The sequence below is a fragment of the Thalassotalea sediminis genome, from assembly GCF_030295915.1.
In the GTDB taxonomy this organism is placed as follows: domain Bacteria; phylum Pseudomonadota; class Gammaproteobacteria; order Enterobacterales; family Alteromonadaceae; genus Thalassotalea_C; species Thalassotalea_C sediminis.
On the sequence record NZ_AP027361.1, the window covers coordinates 2,763,819 to 2,782,580 of the forward strand.

An 18,762-nucleotide genomic window follows, 5' to 3' on the forward strand; every position below is an offset into this window, starting at 1 on the left:
AGCGTTAACCTTTGTTGCTTTGCTAACAAAAATACCTATTTTTGAATGTTAGTAAACTACTTCATTCTCAATTACGCATTTTCGCATAAAATAGCAGCATATAAACTTGTCGCGCTTACAGAAAATCATGTATTCTATGGCAATAAACAAATTATCTTTTGACGCGTTATTCGCATCACATCAAATTTTTGAGAAAGTCATTAATGGAACCCATTTATAATCCCCAAGCTATCGAAGCAACAGTTCAAAAATACTGGGCTGAAAATAAAACCTTCAAAGCGGTTGAGCAACCTGGTAAAGAAAAATTTTATTGCTTATCTATGTTTCCATACCCGAGTGGTAAATTGCACATGGGGCATGTTCGTAATTATAGTTTAGGCGATGTAATTTCACGTTATCAACGCCTCCAAGGCAAAAATGTTATGCAACCAATGGGGTGGGACTCTTTTGGTTTACCTGCGGAAAATGCAGCAATTAAGAATAATTCTGCACCAGCAAAATGGACCTATCAAAATATTGATTACATGAAAGGTCAGCTTAAATCTTTAGGTTTTGGCTATGATTGGGACCGTGAATTAGCGACATGTAAAAAAGATTACTATCGTTGGGAACAATGGTTTTTCACTAAGTTATACGAAAAAGGCTTAGTTTATAAGAAAAATGCAACCGTTAATTGGGATCCTGTTGATCAAACTGTTTTAGCCAACGAACAAGTAATAGATGGTCGAGGCTGGCGTTCTGGCGCTATTGTTGAGCGAAAAGAAATTCCACAATGGTTTATTAAAATTACAGATTACGCCGAAGAGTTGCTGGCAGATTTAGACCAGCTAGAGGGCTGGCCTGAACAAGTTAAAACCATGCAGAAAAACTGGATTGGCCGTTCACAAGGTGTTGAAATGACATTCGACATCCAAGGCAGCGACCAACAGTTTGATATTTATACTACACGTCCCGATACCGTTATGGGAGTCACTTACGTAGCCCTAGCCGCACAACACCCATTAGCACTTGAAGCGGCGAAAACCAATGCCGAACTTGCTGCGTTTATTGACGAATGCAAGCAAAGCAAAGCAACAGAAGCTGATGTTGCAACCATGGAAAAGAAAGGTGTTGATACCGGCTTAAAAGCCGTACATCCACTGACAGGTGAATTAGTTCCAGTATGGGCAGCAAATTTCGTATTAATGGATTATGGTTCTGGCGCAGTAATGTCTGTACCTGGTCACGACCAAAGAGATTTCGAATTTGCTAAAAAATATGGTTTAGCAATAAAACAAGTTATTTCGGCTAGTGAAGGCGATGATATTGAGCAAGCGGCAATTGTTGAGAAAAACACGCTTGTTAACTCAGGTGACTTTGACGGTCTAGATTTTGATGAAGCTTTTGATGCAATTGCCAAGCAATTAAATGAACTTGGAAAAGGAAGTATAAAAGTTAACTATCGTTTGCGTGATTGGGGCGTATCTCGTCAGCGTTATTGGGGTGCTCCTATTCCAATGATCAATTTAGAAAACGGGGAGTCAGTGCCTGTGCCCGCTGATCAACTCCCGGTTTCATTACCGGAAGATGTCACCATGAATGGTGTGACATCTCCGATTAAAGATGATCCTGAATGGGCGAAAACAACCTATGAAGGTCAAGCAGCATTTAAAGAAACAGATACCTTTGATACGTTCATGGAGTCTTCATGGTATTACGCGCGTTTTTGTTCACCGAACGACGACACACAAATGCTCGATCCTGAAAAAGCAAATTATTGGTTACCCGTTGACCAATATGTTGGCGGTATTGAACATGCCATTTTACATTTATTGTACGCACGTTTTTTCCACAAACTATTACGAGATGTTGGGCTTGTTGATAGTGATGAACCATTCAAAAGTTTATTGTGCCAAGGCATGGTATTAGCAGATACCTATTATCGTGAAAGTGACAATGGCGCACAAGAGTGGATTTCCCCCACCGATGTAGCAGTAGAGCGTGACGATAAAGGCGCTGTTATAAAAGCAACAAGCAAGCTTGATGGCAAACCCGTTATTTCAGCAGGCATGAGTAAAATGTCTAAGTCAAAGAATAACGGTATTGACCCTCAAGAAGTTATCGACCAATTTGGTGCAGATACTGTTCGCCTATTTATTATGTTTACATCTCCACCAGAGCAAACCTTAGAATGGTCTGACTCAGGCGTTGAAGGCGCGCATCGATTCCTTAAGCGCGTATATAAATTAGTTGCAGATTTTCAGGCGAGTGGCAACTCACCTGAGCTTGATGGTTTGACATTAAACAGCCAGCAAAAAACGTTACGCCGCGAACTACATAAGACAATTAATAAAGTCAGTGACGATATAGGCCGTCGTAATACGTTTAATACAGCAATAGCGGCGATTATGGAATTAATGAACCATCTAGCTAAAGCATCGTTAGAGACCGATGAAGATCGTGCTGTAATGCAAGAAGCAGTTCGTGCCGTAGTATTAATGTTATCGCCTATCGTTCCTCATTTAGGTCACCATTTATGGCTTGAGGTCGGTGATGGCACTACCATTGAAAATGCAACGTGGCCAACAGTAGATCAATCAGCGTTAGTTGAAGACGAAAAGCTAATTATTGTGCAAGTAAATGGTAAATTACGAGCTAAAATAACAGTAGCAGCAGATGCCAGCCAAGATACGGTTGAACAATTAGGTACAACGGAAGAAAACGTTGCTAAATTTATTGAAGGCAAAACTATTCGCAAAGTTATCTATGTTCCCGGTAAACTGTTAAATATTGTAGCCAACTAATGACAAAAGTAAGCAGTAACTTACCTACTAACACAAAGGTGTTCAGCATAATGCTGTTCACCTTGCTACTAAGCGCCTGTGGTTTTCAACTTCGTGGAAACTATTTGCTAGCGCCAGAACTTCAGCATTTAAATGTAAGTTCGGTAGACCGCTACGGTGAACTTACACGGCTAACTATACAGCATTTACAACGAAACCAAGTCAAAGTAGCTAAAAAATTTGATAACACCCTACCCGAGTTGAGAATTTTAAAAGACAAACTTGATAGAAGAACACTTTCAGTTTTCCCCAATGGTCAAGTTGCGGAATATGAATTAATTTATACAGTGAAGTATCAACTAAGGTTTACTGAACAAGATCCAATTAATTTTAAATTCGAACTCAATCGGGATTACCAAGATGACCCCGATATTGCGCTGGCTAAAAGTCGTGAACTAGCAATGATGTTAAAAGAAATGCGTATTGAGGCAGCGGATAAAATACTGCGCAATATGGCAAGTATTCAACGTTAATATAAGCGATACTCGTGAGAATATACCATAACCAACTAACTGCAACACTCGGCAAGCCTCCATTGCCAGTTTGGCTCATTTTTGGTGATGAACCTTGGCAAAAAACCAATAGTATTTTTACCATCAAACAGCATTTTCAACAGCAAGGTTTTGAAGAAATTATTCAGTTTTCTGTTGACGATAAATTTGATTGGACGCAACTGGTTCAGGAATATCAGGCGATGAGTTTATTCTCAAGTTTGCGTATTATTGAACTTGAGTTATTAACGACTAAAATTGGTGATACTGGTAGCAAAATACTCACCGAGTTAGCGCAGCAATTAGTACCTGATGTATTGTTGTTAATACATGGCAACAAACTCGATGGCGCTACACAAAAACGTAAATGGTTTAAAGCATTAGAGTCTAATGGTGCTTATTTACCGCTTTATGATATTGAAGGCAAACACCTGCAACAATGGATTCAAAAACAATCGCGTGCATACCAACTTAATATGCTTCCAGATGTCGTATTTATGCTCGCTGAACTATTTGAAGGTAACTTAAACGCCTTAGACCAAGAACTACAAAAGCTATCAATTCTATTTGGTCAGCAATTAATCACGACCGAACAAGCGCAACAATTAATGATCAAACAGGCAAAGTTTAACCCGTTTCAACTAATAGACGCTATGTTACAAGGCGATATGGCTAAATGCATCAGCATGCTTGATCAACTACAGCACGACGGTACAGCTGCAGGTCAATTGTTATGGTTTATTCATAAAGAGATCAAACAATTAAATCAGATGCAAGAACAATTATCATCTGGTCAAGACATCGCTGCTGTTTTCAAGGAGTTTCGAATTTGGGAAAAGCGTAAGCCCCTTTATCAAAAAGCGCTAAACACCGTATCTTCTAAGCACATGGCACTTGCGCTTTCGAGGATCGCTGACGTAGATCTTACCATGAAAACATCGAGCGACTTTAATCCCTTTGTATTAATTACAGATGTGATCACAACGCTATATCACGGTGAAGTAACAACAGAGCTTTCATTAAATTATGAGTACTTACACGCCTAATAAATACGGCAAGCGCATAGGTATATTAGGCGGCACCTTTGATCCTATTCATAACGGCCATATATACCCTGCAATAAAATGTATCGAGTATTTATCGTTGGCTCAGTTACACCTTATGCCCGCTCATATCCCACCGCATAAACAAGGCACCGTAGCAAGTGCGGAACATCGAAAAAACATGGTTTCATTGGCTTGCAATGTCCATGAAAAGCTCATATTAAACGATAGAGAACTGAAACGTAACACCCCTTCTTATACCGTAGATACACTTGCTGAGATTAAACAACATCATCCAGATTGGCAGCTCTATTTTATTGTTGGTATGGACTCATTACTCACATTTACTTCCTGGTATCAATGGCAAAGCATTCTTAAATATTGCCATTTAGTGGTTACACTCAGACCTGGCTATCATCGAGATACGCTATCTAATGAAAACTTAGCAACACTGACACCATACTTTGCAAAACAACAGGACGAGTTATTCACTATACGTGCAGGCTTAATTGCTTTTATTCAACAAGAAGTGCTTGATATATCGTCAACGCAAATAAGAGAAACCCTTGCTCAGAACAAAATAACGACGCTAGATATGCCAAGTAACGTCTTAGACTACATTCAGCAACATAATTTGTATCGTTAAGCAGCACTTCACCTATTAACCTAGTGTTAGAATAGTGCTATTATTCTATTAACTTCCACTAATTAAGAGACGTAACGTTGCAAATTGACGCAATTGCCACATTTGTTGTAGACAAGATAGATGATTTAAAAGGTCGAGATATCACCTCGATTGATATTCGCGAAAAGTCAGATATTGCTGACTATATGATAGTTGCTTCTGGTAACTCAACGCGCCACGTAAAATCCATTGCACAGCATGTGGTTATGGAATGCAGAACGGAAGGCGTGGAACCTATCGGTATCGAAGGTAACGATATTGGAGAATGGTGTTTAGTAGACTTAGGTGACGTTATTGTGCATATTATGACCGACGAAATACGGGATATGTATCAGTTAGAACAACTCTGGGAAGCCTAGTTATTTATGCGCATCACGTTGTTTGCCGTTGGCAATAAAATGCCATCGTGGGTTGCTCAAGGGTTTGCGGAATACCAACGCAGGTTTCCTCGAGATTTATCCTTTGAATTGGTAGAAATAACACCAGGAAAGCGCGGAAAAAATGCCGATATAGCAAGAATTCTTGATAAAGAAGGACAGCAAATGCTCGCTGCTATTCCGAAAGGCAGTCGTATTGTGACGTTAGAAGTAACAGGTAAACCATTAACAACGCCGCAATTGGCGAGTAATTTAGAAAAATGGCAACTTGATGGTCGTGATGTCGCGTTACTCGTTGGTGGGCCAGAAGGGTTAGCCCCCGCATGTATTCAAGCATCCGAACAAAAATGGTCATTATCACCACTAACACTTCCTCACCCTATGGTGCGCGTGCTCATTGCTGAAAGCCTGTACCGTGCATGGAGTATTAACAATAACCATCCATATCATAGAGAGTAATGATGGTTAAACAACCGCGCGTCGCCATTAGAAACCATACTGCTGAAGCCAATTTATTTGCTCGTCGAACATTCATCGCCTTGCTCGGCGTAGCAATTATGTTGTTAATTTTATTTAGTAAAGTATACAACTTGCAAATCAGCGCTTATGAGAACTATCAGACTCGTTCAAATTCAAATCGAATAAAGCTTCTTCCCGTTGCGCCTAATCGCGGGCTAATATATGACAGAAATGGCGTTCTACTCGCCGAAAATAAACCAGTTTACAGTATTGAAATAATTCCAGAGCAAGTAAAAGACTTGGAAAAAACTGTCGCCGAAGTAAGTGAATTATTAGGTATTTCAGATGACAAACAGCAGAAACTCTTTAAATCATTACGTAGTAAACGTCGCTTTAAACCTATAGAATTAAAATCGCGTTTAAGTGATCAACAAGTTGCACTATTTTCAGTACACCAACATAAATATCCTGGCGTATTTATTGATGCGCGTTTAAAACGCTATTATCCATTTGCAGATCTCACCACTCATTCTTTAGGTTATGTAGCACGTATAAACCGTCGTGATGCAATCAAGCTAGAAGAACAAGGTAAAGAAGACAATTACAAGGCAACACGCAATATCGGCAAACTTGGTTTAGAAAGGTTTTATCAAGATGAGCTCCACGGCACCATTGGTCACCAAGAAGTAGAAATTAATAACCAAGGACGAGTTATTCGTACCTTAAATTTTACCCCTCCTACACCAGGAAAAGACCTTGCATTAACACTCGATATTGAATTACAAATGATCGCTAAACGTGCACTCTCCGGTAAACGAGGCGCTATTGTTGCGCTTGATCCACGTGATGGTGGCGTATTGGCAATGTATTCAAACCCTAGTTATAACGGCAACCTCTTTGTACATGGTATTAGCACCAAGAATTATGGCAAACTATTAAACTCTAAAAACAGACCCTTAATTAATCGTACTGTTCAAGGGTACCCACCGGCCTCAACGATAAAGCCATTGTTAGCATTAACGGGGCTAGAAGATGGTGTCATAACCCCTGAAACCGAAATTTACGATCCTGGCTTTTATCAGTTAAAAGGTGTTGAAAACAAGCGTCGAGATTGGAAAAAATGGGGACACGGTAAAGTTAATTTATCTAAGTCACTCGAACAATCGTGTAACGTATATTACTACGATTTAGCCTACAAATTAGGCATCACTAAAATTGCCCGTATGATGGAAAAATTTGGTTTTGGCGAGTATACCGGCATAGATATTTATGAAGAAAACAGAGCAATTATGCCCAGTGTTGAATGGAAACGTGCGCGTTATAATCAACCATGGTATACAGGGGAAACGTTGTCTGTTGGCATTGGTCAAAGCTTTTGGACCGTAACCCCCCTTCAATTAGCACAATCAATTTCAATACTTGTTAATAAAGGTCGAATAAAGGTGCCACATCTTGTGAAGTCTAAAACGACTTACAGTAATCACGTAGAAAATAGCACCGAACTTGACAGTAAAGTTGAAGTAACAGCAATTGACGAAAAGCCCCCCATTATTTTAAAGAATGACAAAAATTGGGATTATGTATTAGACGGTATGCACAACACGGTACAGCATAAAGGAGCAACAGGGTATCGTGCCTTTATCGGCCACAAATATGATGCAGCGGGCAAAACAGGTTCAGCACAAACGGCAAATTTAGCTCAAGATGAAAAGTATGATGCAACCACCACTGAAGAGAATCAGCGTGATAATGCAATGTTTGTCGCATTCGCCCCTTATGAAAATCCTGAAATCGTCGTCGCTGTAGCGATAGAAAACGTTGCAGAAGGCGGTGGTGCAACCAATGCTGCCCCTGTCGCTCGACAAATACTTGATCAATACTTCGGCGATCGAGTCATCGTAAGTAAAACAAAACATCCACTTCATGAAGAAACTTATGGTGTCGATAATGATTAACAGACTGTCAACAATAAGAGGCGAATAATGCGTTCTAATCAACATGATCATCAAAAACAAAGATCATTTTGGCAAATGCTGCACTTAGATATGCCCTTATTAATAGGTTTAATGTGCTTAATCATGTTGGGTGGTTTTATTGTTTATAGTGCTAGCGGTGGTGATAGCGCAACCGTTATTCGTCATATTAAACGCTTAAGCATTGCCTTTGTTGGCATGTTTGTATTAGCGCAAATCCCCCCCCTGTTTTGGCGAAAATGGGCAGTACCTATGTATGTGGTAGGAATAGGTTTGCTAGTTGCAGTACTTGCTTTTGGTCAAGTAGGCAAAGGTGCACAACGCTGGTTAAATTTAGGCGTAGTAAGCTTTCAGCCTTCTGAAGTAATGAAACTTATCGTACCAATAACAATTGCTTGGTACATTAGCCAATATGACCTACCAACTAAATTTCGACATATCATTGTCGCATTTATTATGGTTATTGTGCCTACTCTACTCATCGCTAAACAACCAGATTTAGGTACGTCTTTATTAATCGCAAGCTCCGGACTTTTCGCTATTTTTTTGGCCGGCGCTAGTTGGAAGCTCATAGGTGGCTGCGCAGTTTTAGCATCTGCATTTACGCCCATTCTTTGGTTATTTTTGATGAAGGATTACCAAAAACAACGTGTTTTAACCTTTTTAAATCCTGAACAAGATCCACTTGGGTCAGGATATCATATTATTCAATCTAAAATAGCTATTGGCTCAGGTGGGCTAAATGGTAAAGGCTGGATGCAAGGTACCCAATCACAATTAGAGTTTCTACCAGAACGCCACACAGACTTTATATTCGCCGTTTTTAGTGAAGAGTTTGGCTTGATCGGTGTAAGCATTCTACTTATTGTATATTTAGCTATTGTGATGCGAGGACTGTGGATCGCAGTAAATGCACAACATGCGTTTACTAAATTACTTGCCGGCAGCATCACTTTAACATTTTTTGTCTACGTATTTGTAAATATTGGTATGGTTTCTGGACTCTTACCTGTAGTAGGCGTTCCTTTACCGTTAGTCAGTTATGGTGGTACATCCATGGTTACTTTAATGGCTGGTTTTGGCATATTAATGGCTATTAGCACTCACCGGCGGTTTATTGTTTAATATGAAATACATTCTTTCCTGCATAATAATTACGCTTTTCCTTACAGGCTGTAGCTCTCAAAATGGGCGATATCATCAACGCCACGACAGTACACCTACTAGAACGCCGAGTGCGGTAGAGCTAGAGGATGCAGTACCTCGCGTAGAAAAGAAAAGTAAAGGTGGCAACCGAAACTATACCGTCAGAGGTATACATTATGAAGTGCTCAGCACTGCTGATAACTTCTCTCAACGAGGAACTGCATCTTGGTATGGCAAAAAATTTCACGGCCATCTCACATCAAACGGTGAAATATATAATATGTATGGCATGAGTGCAGCACATAAAAACTTACCGCTACCGTCTTACGTTAAAGTAACCAATACTGCTAACAATAAATCAGTAATTGTCCGCGTAAATGATCGCGGACCATTTCATCAAGATCGCATTATTGATCTTTCCTATAGCGCTGCTTATAAATTAGACATGTTAAAAACAGGTACAGCACAAGTGATTGTTGAAGCAATTACACAAACAACTAAAAAGCCTCCATTAGTTAAAAAAGCAAAAGCAACATACATTCAAACGTTAGCCACAAGTAATGCCGAACAAGCAAATAACACAGCAGAAAGCTTACAATCGCTTTTTAATTACCCAGCAAGAGCACAGAAATCGGGCAAATTATATAAAGTACAAATAGGGCCAATTGAAGAACCACATATCGTTGCTATGCTGCTCGAGCAATTAAAAGAACAAGGCTATGCATCTGCTTTTATAGTAAAACATTAGGTTTGTTGATTTTCGAGTTTTAAATGTTGTTAACACTAAACACTGTTTGTTTAAGACGTGAGTAATGTCACATGGTTATTCCAAATAAGTTGCTGCATAAATAAACGTAAAATTTCAACCGACGCTAAGCATTTGATTACTTATAATCGTCTACTTTTTTCCAATAATTCAATACATAAACACTTAATCATCAAAAGATACAAATTAGCTATCACGACAGCGTAGTAATCGCCTGCAAAACTGGTATACTTTTGAAAAAATTAATGTTCGGGTGAATGTTCAATAAACCCAGTAAGTTAAATTTCAAGTATTAAAAGGTTAATTATGCCATCAACATTGGTTACAAAAATAACTGCAAATGGTAAAAAACTACTCACATTTGTTGGCTGTGTCGCTTTCTCAATCTCATCATTTAGTCATGCAGCATCTATCATTCCTTCGCCTCCTCAAATCAATGCCAAAGGGCATATTTTAGTTGATTTCACTACGGGTAAAGTTATCGCTGAAGGGAATGCTGATATTTTACTAGCACCAGCCAGTCTAACTAAAATTATGACAAGCTACATTGTTGGTAAAGAACTGCAATCAGGGAATATCAAAAATAATGACCTTGTAAAAATTAGCAAAAATGCTTGGGCAACAGGAAACCCTATCTTTAAAGGGTCTTCTCTAATGTTTTTAGAGGTGGGTAAAGAAGTCCCTATTCAAGAAATTAATCAAGGAATTATTGTCGCCTCTGGCAATGATGCCTGTGTCGCTATTGCTGAACATATTGCAGGTAGTGAAGACGCATTCGCCGATATGATGAACGCTTATGCAGAGCAACTAGGCATGAACAGTAGTTATTTTGAAAACAGTCATGGTTTAGATAGCACAGAACATAAAACCACAGCTAGAGATATGGCAACGTTAGCTAAAGCATTAATCCGTGATGTTCCTGATGAATATGAGATTTATAAACAAAAATCTTATACTTATAACGGCATCAAAACAGTAAACCGAAACGGGCTTTTATGGGATAAAAGCATGAATGTAGACGGTTTAAAAACCGGTCATACCGCGCAGGCTGGCTACAGTTTAGTTAGTTCAGCAACCAAAGGCGACATGCGATTAATCAGCGTTGTGATGGGTGCAAACAGTGAACGTTCACGCCTTGTTGAGAGCAGAAAACTTTTGAATTACGGCTTTCGATTTTTCGAAACCTATACGCCTTATAAAGCAGGTGAAACCTTTGCAACAAATCGCGTTTGGATGGGTGATAAAAAAGAAGTCGAATTAGGTATACTTGAAAATACCCCAATTACTATCCCACGCGGTCAACGTAAAAATCTTAAAGCTAATTTTGAATTAAACAAACAACTCGTTGCACCACTTGCCAAAGGTGAAGTTGTTGGTACAGTATTCTTACAACTAGACGGTGAAGATATTGGCCAATACCCAATGGTTACGCTACAAGAAATTAATGAAGGTGGCATGTTCGATCGTTTAGTGGACTACGTAAAGCTCCAGTTTGCTAACTAAATCATAAATATAATCAGCCCGCTAAATGCGGGCTTTTTTATACCAATCCTTATTATTTACCCGCTCCTCTTGAAATTCTCTTTATCACCACCATTTTGCTCAGCAAGAAACAATGTTAAAATAGACAAAATTTGCTTTTACGATAATTGTCTAAGCAACACTTGAATGAGCACCGAAATGAAAACCAAATTTGACGAACTATTAGAGTTTCCAACAGTATTAAACTTTAAAGTAATGGGTATCGCCTGTGATGAACTGCCAGATCTGGTTGTCTCTGAGCTGCAAAAACATACACCTGGTGACTATTCACCTTCCATTAGACCAAGCTCAAAAGGCAATTATCATTCGGTTTCTGTGGCTGTAACCGTAACAAGTAAAGAGCATATAGAGCTTATCTACAAAACACTTAATGATATAGAACAAGTACGATACGTACTTTAATGCCTGCTATACATGACTAACATTAATCAACAACTTGTCATTCGCCAGTTAGATCAAACTGATTACACAACAGTATGGCAAGCAATGAAAGACTTTACCGATAGCAGAGGTGATGATACGCCAGACGAATTGTGGCTAGTAGAGCACCCTGCTGTATTTACGCAAGGACAAGCAGGTAAAGAAGAACACTTGTTAATGCCTGGCGATATTCCAGTTGTAAAAGTCGACCGTGGTGGTCAAGTGACTTATCATGGCCCCGGCCAGCAAGTTATGTACTTTATGATCAACTTGCGCCGAAAAAAGATGGGCGTACGAGAGCTCGTGACTTTAATAGAAAATGGTATCATAGCAACCATGGCAGATTTTGATATTGACGCATATGCAAAAGCTGATGCGCCCGGTGTTTATGTAGATAACAAAAAAATTGCCTCTTTAGGATTACGTGTTCGTAAAGGGTGCTCATTTCACGGTCTTGCACTTAACATTAATATGGATTTATCGCCCTTTTTACGTATTAATCCATGCGGTTATGCAGGCCTAGAGATGGCACAAAGCGCAGATATCTGTGCGTTAAAAACAGTTCAACAAGCGGGTGAAACGCTTGTTAAACACATGTCGGCGTTACTAAACGCAAATACACTCAGTTATAAAACCGGTTTGGAGTCATTACATGACCATTAAATCTTCACGTATTGAACCTGGTACGAAATTACGCGACGCCGATAAAATGGCGCATATTCCAATTAAAGTGATGCCTTCTGAGCGTGAAACTATGCTGCGTAAACCAGAATGGTTACGTATTAAGTTACCTAGAACGACAGAAAAAATTGATCAAGTAAAAGCAGGTTTGAGAAAACACGGCCTTCATTCCGTATGTGAAGAAGCGTCATGTCCAAATTTGTCAGAGTGCTTTAATCATGGCACAGCAACCTTTATGATCTTAGGTGATATTTGTACACGTCGTTGCCCATTTTGTGATGTTGCTCATGGCCGCCCATTGAAGCCAGATGCAGAAGAACCTAAAAAGTTAGCCTTAACCCTCAAAGACATGGCGTTAAAGTATGTTGTTATTACTTCAGTGGATCGCGATGATTTACGAGACGGCGGTGCCCATCAATTTACCGAATGTATTCGTGAAATTGCCGAGCATGCGCCACATACTAAAGTGGAAATTTTAGTACCAGACTTTCGTGGACGTATGGATCGTGCATTAGAAATATTGAACCAGCATCCACCTCATGTGTTTAACCATAACTTAGAAACCGCGCCACGCTTATATACAAAAGCAAGACCAGGCGCAAACTACCAATGGTCGTTAGATCTATTAAAGAAATTTGGTGAAGCAAACCCAGACGTACCTACAAAATCAGGGCTCATGGTTGGGTTAGGCGAGACTAACGAAGAAATTTTACAAGTAATGCGTGATTTACGCGCCCATGGCGTAACCATGTTAACTATTGGCCAATACTTGCAACCGAGTAAAGATCATCTACCAGTTGAACGTTATGTTCACCCAGATGAATTCGAAATGTTCCACAAAGAAGCCATGAAAATGGGCTTTGAACATGCTGCATGCGGCCCATTAGTGCGCTCATCTTATCATGCTGATAAACAAGCAGCGGGTGAAGAAGTTAAATAAGTAGTGTGACGTCAATGGTTCTCATGAAGCTTTGACGTCACCCCTTTCGAAGGCAAATGAATATACTGCAAGTAGCCTGAAAAAATTGCATCTAAATCAAGTGTTTTAATCACCCCGTCTAATTGCTTTTTCAATGCAACTCCACTTTGATCTTTAAATACCGCCATACTTGCTGGAATAAGACCAATAGATTGATAATGAATACCGTAAACACCTTTCTCTGCAAGTAAAGTCATTACTGACGCCCTTTCAAATAAAAGCACATCAATACGACCTTTAATAAACATATCGACCAATTGATGTAACGTCCTTACCTCAACAAAAATATCAGGCTCTACACCAAGCTGTTGCGCAAAGAAGTCAGCGTTACCCGATGTTGTACCTATGCGTTTTCGCTTAATATGATCAATATTTAAAAACTTCTCATCGAATGCAAATAAATCTGATGTCGTTTGAATTTGCCAATCTAATTCAAGCGCATACTCGTAGAATGCTGCAGTTTCCAAATTCTTGGGTGTGTGGCCTGCAATGTCTATACGTCCATGTTTAAGCTCGTGCTTGGCTCTTGCATAAGTCATCAACCTAATATCAAAACGAAGTGAGGAATGCTGCTCAATCGCTCTTAACATATCAACGGTTAGCCCGTCTTTATCTTGAGTAATAAAGGGAGGAAATGGCTCAAATGCGATGATAAGTGGTTTAGTGTCACTTATTGCTTTTGTCGTTAATAGCAGCAAAATTAAGCCAAATAAGACTCTCATTTATCCCCACACCTCTAGTCAATTTAATAAATATTATGGCGCAATTTACCGTTCAAATAAAATATTTACTGATCAACAGTCGCATTAAACATGCATAATACGTAGCAAAGTTAACGCAAAAAACTAAATGGTATTAGAGCTTTTCTGATGTGACTTCATCAAACAAGCTAATCCACCAGCAACTATGCATGTTATCGCAGCCAACTCAAACGATAAAACTGAACCTTTACCATCTAACCAAAACAGGCCTGATAAATAAGCACCCAATGCACCACCTACACCATAAACGCCTGCAATATAAATGGCTTGTCCTCTATTTTGCTCATTAACAGCAAAATGCTGTTGAATATATTGAATTGATGCGGTGTGATACAAACCAAAACTTGCGGCATGTAACAGTTGTATAAAAAACAAAATAATAGGGCTTTCAGCTAATGTGCCTGTTGCATACCAACGTAAGGCAGTTAAGAACAAACTCACGGCTAACAATACTTTAGGGCCAAATAGATAATACAAACGTCCGGCGATAATAAAAATACCTATCTCTGCTATTGCACCTAAGCCAATATAAGCACCAATAGCCACACTCGGGTAAGATAAGTCACGAAGATAAAGCGCAAAGAAGCTGTAGTAAGGGCCAAAACTTATTTGTAATAACAAGCCCGCGATAAAAAATAACATAAAATTACGTTGCAATACTTTGGGTACAATAGATACGCGCTCACTTGCTTGTTTCTTCTTAACTACGGGTTGCTTAAGTAACAAGCTTGAAATAAATAATGCCAGTAAGATCCACCACCCTAAGGTTACAAAGGCATCAGGATGACTTTCAACTAACACCTCGCCAGCTACAATTACCGAAATGATAAAGCCGATACTGCCCCAGAGTCTGATACGAGAATAAATATGAGCACTTCGGCGCACACTAACTAAGGTCATTACTTCAAGTTGCGGCTGAATTGCCGTCCAAAATAAGCTAAAAATACCTAGCACGAATGCTAACGGCCAATAATCGTTAACCCAATACAGTAGCGAAAAAAAGAGTAATGATAATCCGGCGCCGAGTTGAATTATCAGTGCTAACTTACCTGATTTATCAGCAGCATTTGCCCACAGGGTTGGGCCGATAATTTTAGTCGCGGTAAAAATAGCAATTAATTCGCCAATATCGTTAGAGCTAAAGCCTTTTCCGTCAAGAAATACCCCTAAATAAGGCACTACTAATCCAACAATGGCAAAGTATGCAAAATAACTAAAAGAGAAAGAGAGAAAACGTGGTGAAAATGACATTAATTCACCACGTATATTAGATTAACACGCACCTGAAATTTTTGGTGTCGTGCAGGTTACATCGGCATTCTGTGCGCGATGGCGCATAAAGTGGTCCATCAATGTGAGTGCTAGCATCGCCTCAGCAATAGGTACTGCACGAATACCAACACAAGGATCATGGCGCCCCTTAGTGATAATTTCGGCCGCATTACCATCAACATCGATGGTGTTACCGCTCACGCCAATACTTGATGTCGGCTTTAACGCTAAATGAGCAACCACTGGCTGACCTGAAGAAATACCGCCAAGTACACCACCGGCATGGTTTGTCGCAAATCCGTCTGGCGTTAATTCGTCTCGATGTTCAGAACCCTTTTGATTCACAACAGCAAATCCATCGCCTACTTCAACACCTTTCACGGCATTAATCCCCATCATCGCGTGGGCTATATCAGCATCTAAACGATCAAAAATAGGTTCGCCAAGCCCAACGGGTACATGCTTCGCCACAACAGTTACTTTGGCGCCAATAGAGTCTTTCTGTTTTATTATCGATCTTAGCAATTCATCAAGATGTGTTAATTTGCTTTCATCAGGAAAGAAAAATGGATTATCTTCTACGATATCCCAATTATATTGCTCTGCCGTTACATCACCTATTTGAGAAACGCAGCCATGAATTTCAATACCAAATTTTTGCTTTAAAAACTTTTTAGCAATTGCACCTGCCGCGACACGCATTGCGGTTTCTCGTGCAGAAGATCGACCACCACCGCGATAATCTCGTAAACCATACTTTTGTGAATACGTATAATCAGCGTGACCAGGACGAAATGATTGCGCAATATTGCCATAGTCTTTCGACCGTTGGTCAGTATTTTCAATGATTAAACCAATAGGAGTTCCCGTGGTTTTTCCCTCAAAAACACCTGACATAATTTTAACTTCATCAGCTTCTCGCCTTGCCGTTGTATACCTTGAAGTACCTGGGCGACGTCGATCCAAATCAACTTGTAAATCTTCTTCTGATAGTTCAAGACCGGGTGGGCAACCGTCAATAATGGCACCTAAACCAAGACCATGGCTCTCACCATAAGTGGTAACCGTAAATAACTTACCAAACGTATTTCCTGACATATTTAACGTTTCACTCGCTGATTAAAAATTTCTTGATGTTGTACTAATTGTGCTTTATTCAACCAAAATACCCCATGGCCACCGCGTTCAAAGGTTAGCCACTGAAAAGCAACCTCTGGGTAAACAGCTTCTAAATGCACCTGTGAATTTCCTACTTCACATATAAGTAACCCATCTTCGTTTAGGTGCTGAGCAGCTTCCGCTAATATTACTCTAGTAATATCTAGTCCATCAGGACCACTGCCAAGACCCATTTCAGGTTCATGAGTAAACTCAGTCGGCAAGGCCTCGACATCTTCCTGGTCAACGTAAGGTGGGTTCGTTACAATTAAATCATACTTAAGTGCGTCAACAGAAGAGAAAAGATCAGATTGAATTGGAATAACTTGTTCAAGTAACCCATGATTTTCTATATTTATTTGCGCAACATTAAGTGCATCTAATGATAAATCAAGTGCATCAACTTCCGCTTCAGGAAAGTAATGCGCACATGCAATCGCAATACAGCCACTACCGGTACATAAATCGAGAATACGATGAACCTCTTTGCTTTCGTCAATGACTGGCGAAAATCGTTTTTCTATCCATTCTCCAATCGGCGATCGAGGCACTAATGTACGCTCATCAACATAAAAAGGTAAACCTGCAAAGTAAGCCTGATTAGTAAGGTAGGCCGCAGGAAGTTGCTCAGAAATACGTTTATCTATTAAAGCCAAACATGACAACTTTTCATCATGCGTAAGTCGACACTGCATTATATGCTCTGTTAACTGCGACGGCAGCGCTAAGGTAAACATAATTAACGTAATCGCTTCATCCCAAGCGTTATCATTACCGTGCCCAAAAAATAAATCTGCTCGGTTAAATTCACTTGCGGCAAAACGTACAAAATCACCGACAGTTACCAATTGCTCGGCCAAATCATTATGATGTTGAGTCACTCAACTCCCCTGTTAAACTATATCGATATCAACGGATGTTTTACTTGTTATTTTAGGCCGATATTTTTAGACTTCGCATATGAAATTAAAAGACGCACTTTCTCAACAAGAAAAACAGTTATTCAAAGACGCTGTAGGTAAGGTAAAACCTATGGTGCACGACACAATACACCCACAGAAAAAATCCATCAAGCCCCCACGTACAATTCTAAAAGAAAAAGTCGCTAAACAAACGGCTAGCTTTCATTTTTCGGATGAATTTGAGCCAAACCTCAATCGACAAGGCCCGATGAAATATGTACGAGATGGTGATAGTACCTACGAAGCTAAAAACCTTAGACGCGGCCTCTACCGACCAGAACTTATATTAGATCTTCATGGGCTAGATCAACAACAAGCTAAACAAGAAATAGCAGCATTACTTTATGAAAGCCAAAAAGAACATGTGCAATGTGTATGTATAGTACACGGATTGGGTGCCAAAATACTGAAAAACAAAGTACCGCACTGGCTTGTTCAACATCCCGATGTTATTGCATTTCATCAAGCACCATTAGAATTTGGTGGCAATGGCGCCCTACTAGTTTTACTCGATGTTCATGACAAATTTATGCTAAAAGACGATTAAAACTCGACATTTTTACGCACTTAATCGCCATTGGCGTAACAATTTAAACTATCGGAGATACATCATACGGCGAAACATGTTTAACTAAATCACCTTTCATCTTCAATTTATCGTAGTTAATTTCTGCAATTGATGCCGTAGCGAAAAGTGGCGCATTCCTATCAAATGTTAATTCTTCGACTAAATAACTCACTAAAGGCATATGAGATACGATTAACACATTCTCTAATTTTTCGGCTTCGCATATTCCATCGATATAATCGTGCACATCTACTGCGTCTCCAGCAGGTGTAATACTATCAATCGTTTTTAACGGTGCGGAATGGTTCAATGCAGCCACTAACGTATTTGCTGTTTGTTGTGCTCGAACGAAAGGACTCACAAAAACCTGATCAATAACAACACCGTTTTTATTCAGCCATTTCGCCATACACTGGGCTTCCAAATGACCTTTTTCCGTAAGTTCTCGTTCGGCATCACTTGTTGCGCGAGTACTAGCTTGTCCGTGGCGCATAACATAAAGCTTCATAACTACTACCAAGCCGTTAAAAATATGAGAGAAATAATAAATTGGCGCTATAGTAAAGGAATACGTGTCATAGTTATAACATCAGTTAAGAATAAAATGGACTCAACTTATTCCATAGGGTAATTTAAAAGAAAACAATAATAATTATA

19 protein-coding genes are annotated in these 18,762 nt (G+C 39.6%); 14 read left to right on the top strand and 5 right to left on the bottom strand.

Going from position 1 to position 18,762, the window contains the following annotated elements; all coding sequences use genetic code 11:
* The first annotated feature begins 203 nt into the window (after positions 1-203).
* The 13 genes from leuS to lipA all read left to right on the top strand — a co-directional run bounded on the left by leuS (position 204) and on the right by lipA (position 13,345).
* Positions 204-2,783, top strand: coding sequence for a leucine--tRNA ligase (gene leuS, locus QUE09_RS12730; RefSeq protein ID WP_286233139.1), 2,580 nt, complete (start codon positions 204-206; stop codon positions 2,781-2,783).
* Positions 2,783-3,295, top strand: coding sequence for an LPS-assembly lipoprotein LptE (locus QUE09_RS12735; RefSeq protein WP_286233140.1), 513 nt, complete (start codon positions 2,783-2,785; stop codon positions 3,293-3,295). Before leuS ends, QUE09_RS12735 begins: the two co-directional genes overlap by 1 nt.
* Positions 3,296-3,309: 14 nt before the next feature.
* Positions 3,310-4,359, top strand: coding sequence for a DNA polymerase III subunit delta (gene holA / locus QUE09_RS12740; protein WP_286233141.1), 1,050 nt, complete (start codon positions 3,310-3,312; stop codon positions 4,357-4,359).
* Positions 4,340-5,002: a nicotinate-nucleotide adenylyltransferase gene (gene nadD, locus QUE09_RS12745; protein WP_286233142.1), complete on the top strand. Its 663-nt coding sequence runs from the start codon at positions 4,340-4,342 to the stop codon at positions 5,000-5,002. Before holA ends, nadD begins: the two co-directional genes overlap by 20 nt.
* A gap of 77 nt (positions 5,003-5,079) precedes the next feature.
* Entirely contained in the window at positions 5,080-5,400 is a 321-nt protein-coding gene (gene rsfS / locus QUE09_RS12750) for a ribosome silencing factor (RefSeq protein ID WP_286233143.1), read from the top strand.
* Between the two features lie 6 nt (positions 5,401-5,406).
* Positions 5,407-5,877, top strand: coding sequence for a 23S rRNA (pseudouridine(1915)-N(3))-methyltransferase RlmH (gene rlmH, locus QUE09_RS12755; RefSeq protein WP_286233144.1), 471 nt, complete (start codon positions 5,407-5,409; stop codon positions 5,875-5,877).
* The gene (mrdA, locus tag QUE09_RS12760; protein WP_286233145.1) at positions 5,877-7,832 is read left to right on the top strand and encodes a penicillin-binding protein 2; all 1,956 of its coding nucleotides are present in this window, start codon (positions 5,877-5,879) and stop codon (positions 7,830-7,832) included. The genes rlmH and mrdA overlap by 1 nt, the downstream gene beginning before the upstream one ends.
* A 27-nt stretch (positions 7,833-7,859) precedes the next feature.
* Positions 7,860-8,975, top strand: coding sequence for a rod shape-determining protein RodA (rodA, locus tag QUE09_RS12765; protein ID WP_286233146.1), 1,116 nt, complete (start codon positions 7,860-7,862; stop codon positions 8,973-8,975).
* Between the two features lies 1 nt (position 8,976).
* Entirely contained in the window at positions 8,977-9,744 is a 768-nt protein-coding gene (locus QUE09_RS12770) for a septal ring lytic transglycosylase RlpA family protein (protein WP_286233147.1), read from the top strand.
* Positions 9,745-10,068: 324 nt separating this feature from the next.
* Positions 10,069-11,265: a serine hydrolase gene (locus tag QUE09_RS12775; protein WP_286233148.1), complete on the top strand. Its 1,197-nt coding sequence runs from the start codon at positions 10,069-10,071 to the stop codon at positions 11,263-11,265.
* 177 nt (positions 11,266-11,442) lie between these two features.
* Positions 11,443-11,706, top strand: coding sequence for a DUF493 family protein YbeD (ybeD, locus tag QUE09_RS12780; protein ID WP_286233149.1), 264 nt, complete (start codon positions 11,443-11,445; stop codon positions 11,704-11,706).
* 12 nt (positions 11,707-11,718) lie between these two features.
* On the top strand, positions 11,719-12,387 hold the full coding sequence (gene lipB, locus QUE09_RS12785; RefSeq protein ID WP_286233150.1) for a lipoyl(octanoyl) transferase LipB: 669 nt from the start codon (positions 11,719-11,721) through the stop codon (positions 12,385-12,387).
* Entirely contained in the window at positions 12,377-13,345 is a 969-nt protein-coding gene (gene lipA / locus QUE09_RS12790) for a lipoyl synthase (protein ID WP_286233152.1), read from the top strand. The genes lipB and lipA overlap by 11 nt, the downstream gene beginning before the upstream one ends.
* A gap of 11 nt (positions 13,346-13,356) precedes the next feature.
* Here lipA and QUE09_RS12795 read toward each other — a convergent pair whose 3' ends face one another.
* The 4 genes from QUE09_RS12795 to prmB form a co-directional block, all read right to left on the bottom strand.
* Complete coding sequence (locus QUE09_RS12795; protein ID WP_286233153.1) at positions 13,357-14,106, bottom strand: substrate-binding periplasmic protein; 750 nt, start codon at positions 14,104-14,106, stop codon at positions 13,357-13,359.
* Between the two features lie 123 nt (positions 14,107-14,229).
* Positions 14,230-15,396, bottom strand: coding sequence for an MFS transporter (locus QUE09_RS12800; RefSeq protein ID WP_286233155.1), 1,167 nt, complete (start codon positions 15,394-15,396; stop codon positions 14,230-14,232).
* A 21-nt stretch (positions 15,397-15,417) separates the two neighbouring features.
* Positions 15,418-16,515: a chorismate synthase gene (gene aroC / locus QUE09_RS12805; RefSeq protein ID WP_286233156.1), complete on the bottom strand. Its 1,098-nt coding sequence runs from the start codon at positions 16,513-16,515 to the stop codon at positions 15,418-15,420.
* A gap of 2 nt (positions 16,516-16,517) precedes the next feature.
* On the bottom strand, positions 16,518-17,456 hold the full coding sequence (gene prmB, locus QUE09_RS12810) for a 50S ribosomal protein L3 N(5)-glutamine methyltransferase (protein WP_286233157.1): 939 nt from the start codon (positions 17,454-17,456) through the stop codon (positions 16,518-16,520).
* Between the two features lie 79 nt (positions 17,457-17,535).
* On the opposite strand from prmB, the gene smrB reads away from it, so the two are divergent.
* Positions 17,536-18,084: an endonuclease SmrB gene (smrB, locus tag QUE09_RS12815; RefSeq protein ID WP_286233158.1), complete on the top strand. Its 549-nt coding sequence runs from the start codon at positions 17,536-17,538 to the stop codon at positions 18,082-18,084.
* A 43-nt stretch (positions 18,085-18,127) separates the two neighbouring features.
* Here the strand turns inward: smrB and sixA are convergent, their stop codons facing one another.
* The gene (gene sixA / locus QUE09_RS12820; RefSeq protein ID WP_286233159.1) at positions 18,128-18,613 is read right to left on the bottom strand and encodes a phosphohistidine phosphatase SixA; all 486 of its coding nucleotides are present in this window, start codon (positions 18,611-18,613) and stop codon (positions 18,128-18,130) included.
* Between the last annotated feature and the right edge of the window lie 149 nt (positions 18,614-18,762).